This window comes from uncultured Sphingomonas sp., assembly GCF_946477935.1.
GTDB lineage: Bacteria > Pseudomonadota > Alphaproteobacteria > Sphingomonadales > Sphingomonadaceae > Sphingomonas.
In genome coordinates this window covers 1-3,766 of sequence record NZ_CAMLAC010000291.1, presented here as the reverse complement: position 1 = coordinate 3,766, position 3,766 = coordinate 1, and the positions used below count along the sequence as shown (strand labels likewise).

The window sequence follows — 3,766 nt, the reverse complement described above, 5'->3', positions numbered from 1 at the left end:
GTACGCGGGGGCGGGGAGGGCGGCTCGCCCCGCCCGGTTCCCGGCCGAACGGCGCCGACCCGGCCCGGTGCACGCCGGCCGCGTCTGCTGGCGGGCGCCTCGGGTGGCGGGCATTGGGTGGAGTTGCGCCGGCTGCGCGCTGCATTCGAAGGGTTCGACGTGGCCTATGTATCGACCTTCGAGAGCTATGCGGAGGTGGTGGCGGGGCACCGATATTATGCGGTGCCCGATGCCTCGCGCTTCAGCCTGAAGGGCTTTGCACCGATCTTCGCACGGGCGCTGGTCGTCATGATACGCGAGCGGCCGGCAGCCTTCATCACGACGGGCTCGGCACCCATGCTGCCGTTCCTGCTGATGGCGCGGCTGTTCGGGGTACGGACGCTGTGGATCGACAGCATCGCCAATGCCGAGCATCTGTCGACATCGGGCCGAATCGCCAAGCGGCTGGCCCATCGCTGCCTCGCACAATGGCCGGAGGTCGGTGCGCAGGAAGATATTGAGTGCTGGGGCCGGATCGTGTAAAAAAACCGGCGAAATGATGCATAGGTAGAAGCAATAAAGAGCCGGAGGTAGAGCAGCTACTCCTTTCGGACTACTTGTTTATGTTCAATCAATTTGGGTATGATCATGCCGTTACCTCATTAGGGCGGCCATGATCGACGCGTCACCCCTTGCCGGACCGATGGACCTCGCACGAACGCGGCCACGGCGTTGGCGATCGTCGCTGCTGAAGGGGGTAGTATTCGCATGTCCCATCAACATCATCGTCTGGGGAATGGTGGTCTGGATCATCCGGTAACGGGTCCGTTCCTCGACCGCCGCCACTGAATATGAAACATCATTTTTAGCACGGGCAGCGTTCTGCCCGGAGCGTGAGGACACGGGCAAACGCCCGGCCATGGCCGCTCCAAACCCATCCCTTTTCCGCACCTGTATCGTCACATCCGCCCGGCCCACGGCCTTGGGGGCGGACATGGGCGCCTGTGCCGTGTGCGGCGGCCACGCGTCCCGAGAGAATATCATGCTATCCATACTCCCTATCCGACCCTTCCCCCACCAGGAGCACGCACGATGAGCGGCCCGGCGGACCAGGGCCCGTACGGCCGACGCGAACTGCTGCGCTGGATCGCAGCGGGCGGCGCGCTGTTCGTCTCCGGCTGCGGCGGCAGCGGCGGGGGTGGCAGCGGGACGGCCAGTGCCGCGGTCGACGTGGTCACGGGCGCGGCCTCCAAACGCCCGGCACCCGTACCGAGCCCGACCCCTACGCCGGCCGCGACCGGCTTCACCATGCCATTCCGCTCCGGCGTATCCTTCTCCACGATCGAGGGGGCGGCGGACTCGCTGCCCGGCCATCTGGCGGGGGAAGTGTTCGTCACCCCGACCTCGCACTTCGCCTATTACGCCGGCAAGGGAATGGACCATATCCGGCTGGAGGCTTCGTGGGAGCGGCTGCAGCCGCGGTTGAACGGACCCTTGGGCGAACAACTGCTCGATCATTACGCCGATGCGAACAATCCGTTGCGCAACCCGGTCGCGCTGGTGAAGCACTATCTGGATCAGGCGGAGGCACACGGGCTGAAGGTAATTCTCGACCTGTGCCATAATTATGGTGAGCGCTGGGTAGGTTACGACGGTAGCTGGGCGCGCAAGTCCAAGGCGCAGCTCGGCTCCAACGCCGTCCCGATCAGCGCCTTCGTCGACTATTGCGTCAAACAGGTACAAGCCTTCGCCAACCACCCCGCAGTGGTAGCGATCGAACTGATGAACGAGCCGCACGATCTGGCGATCGGTGAGAATGGCTGGCGTGACGCATGCCAGCAGGCGATCACCGCGATCCGCAAGATCGACAACCGTATCGCCATCGTCGTCGATGGCTATGGCTGGGCCAGCGCCGAATATTGGCCGGAGCGCAACCCGACGCTGCACCGCTTGTCTGATCCTGCCGACAAGATCATCTGGTCTGCACATCAATATTTCGATGGCAATTCGACCGGTATCTACAATGGCGGCAGCGAGAAGGCGTCGGGCGACGCACAATTGGGCGTAAAGCGACTGGCGCCATTCATCGGCTGGCTGAAGACGCATGGCTTCGAGGATCGCGGCCATGTTGGCGAGTTCGGCGCGCCCGACCGCGCGGAATGGCAGCCGCTCGTGGCGGCGTTCGTGGCCTCTGCCAAGGCGGCCAAGCTGGCCCTGACCGCGCATCAGGACGTGCCGTACCTCAACGATCCCTATACCATGAACCTGTTCCCGGCGACGGATGCGAAGGGCGTGATCACCGGCGGCGATCGCGCGGTCATCAGGCTGATGCAACGCTGAGTCACACTGCCGGACGCCGCTTGCCGCAACTGCAACACTGATTGCGTATGTTGCAGTTGCAAAGGCCTCTGCCGCGGTGCAAAAGGAGCGCGCCTTTCAGGCATCCTCTCCTAAAAACTTTCACGGCCGGTCTCTGACCGGCCTTTTTTTTGCCTGAAGCAAGGGGCGCCTTGGATCTTTGGCCGACCGCGCCGCGCCTCGACGCACGGGAGCCGGCGGGGGAAAGCTTTTCCGACCTGCGGGCGATAGCTATGGCCGATCCGCCGCGCATGAACAGCCGAAAGGGTTCATCATAACCGACTTGCACTTTCGCCGCCCAGGCCGGCCCGGGGGCGCGTTTGTCGCTCCTTCGCAAGCGCATTGTGAGAGAGGCGATATATGATCCGTGCTCTGCGATCGGTGTTGGAGCCGTTCATCCTCGCCTTGCTCGGTACGGTCGTGCTGGCCAGCATACTGCCCGCACGCGGCAGCTTCGCGTCATGGGCGGGCTATGCGGCGGATGCGGGCATTGTGCTGCTGTTCTTCCTGCATGGCGCCAAGCTGTCGCGGGAAGCGATCTGGGCCGGCGCGCGCAACTGGCGGCTGCACCTCATCGTGTTCGCAGTGACCTTTATCCTGTTTCCGCTGTTCGGGATCGGCTTTGCGGCCTTGCCGTTCGTGCCGGAGGCACTGGCCGCGGGCCTGCTGTTCCTCACCTTGCTGCCGTCCACCGTGCAATCGTCCATTGCCTTTACCGCAATCGCGCGTGGCAATGTGGCGGCGGCAATATGCAGCGCGTCCTTCTCCAACCTGATCGGTATCCTCATCACGCCGGCCCTCGTCGCGTTGCTGATGCGCACGGGTGGAGGCGGGGGCGTGTCGCTGGCTTCGGTCGAGGCGATTCTTCTGCAACTGTTGTTGCCCTTCGTCGCCGGCCATATGTTACGGCCGCTGATCGGCGGCTTTGTCGGACGACACAAGGCGTTGCTCGGCATTGTCGATCGGGGATCGATCCTGCTGATCGTCTATACCGCCTTTGGTGCGGCGGTGGTGGAGGGATTATGGCGGCGTGTGTTGGGCACCGATCTGGCGCTGCTGATGGCCCTTTGCCTGATGATGCTGGCCCTGATCCTGGCGGTAACCTGGTTCCTTGGCCGCGTCATGCATCTGCCGCGGGAAGATGCGATCGTGCTGCTGTTCTGCGGCTCCAAGAAGAGCCTGGCCTCCGGCGTGCCGATGGCCGGTGTGCTGTTTCCCGCCGCACAGGTTGGCGTCGTGCTGCTGCCGATCATGCTCTTCCACCAATTCCAGCTGATCGCCTGCGCGATCATCGCGCGCCACTATGCCGAACAGGCGGATGAAGAAAAAATGACGAATGGATGAAAATCGGTGTTGACGGTTGTGCGTGTCCGGCCTAGATGGCTGTCACCGCAGCGACGGACCGGATGGTTTGGAAGCGAGGCGGTGA

General features: G+C 63.6%; 3 protein-coding genes. All 3 read left to right on the top strand.

All coding sequences use genetic code 11. From position 1 onward, the window contains the following. Positions 1-522 (top strand): hypothetical protein (locus Q0U08_RS18590; RefSeq protein ID WP_298093197.1); only part of this gene is annotated, 522 nt, incomplete at its 5' end. A gap of 549 nt (positions 523-1,071) precedes the next feature. Then, positions 1,072-2,319, top strand: coding sequence for a cellulase family glycosylhydrolase (locus Q0U08_RS18585; protein ID WP_298093196.1), 1,248 nt, complete (start codon positions 1,072-1,074; stop codon positions 2,317-2,319). 378 nt (positions 2,320-2,697) lie between these two features. Beyond that, positions 2,698-3,681, top strand: coding sequence for a bile acid:sodium symporter family protein (locus Q0U08_RS18580; RefSeq protein ID WP_298093194.1), 984 nt, complete (start codon positions 2,698-2,700; stop codon positions 3,679-3,681). Positions 3,682-3,766 lie beyond the last annotated feature (85 nt).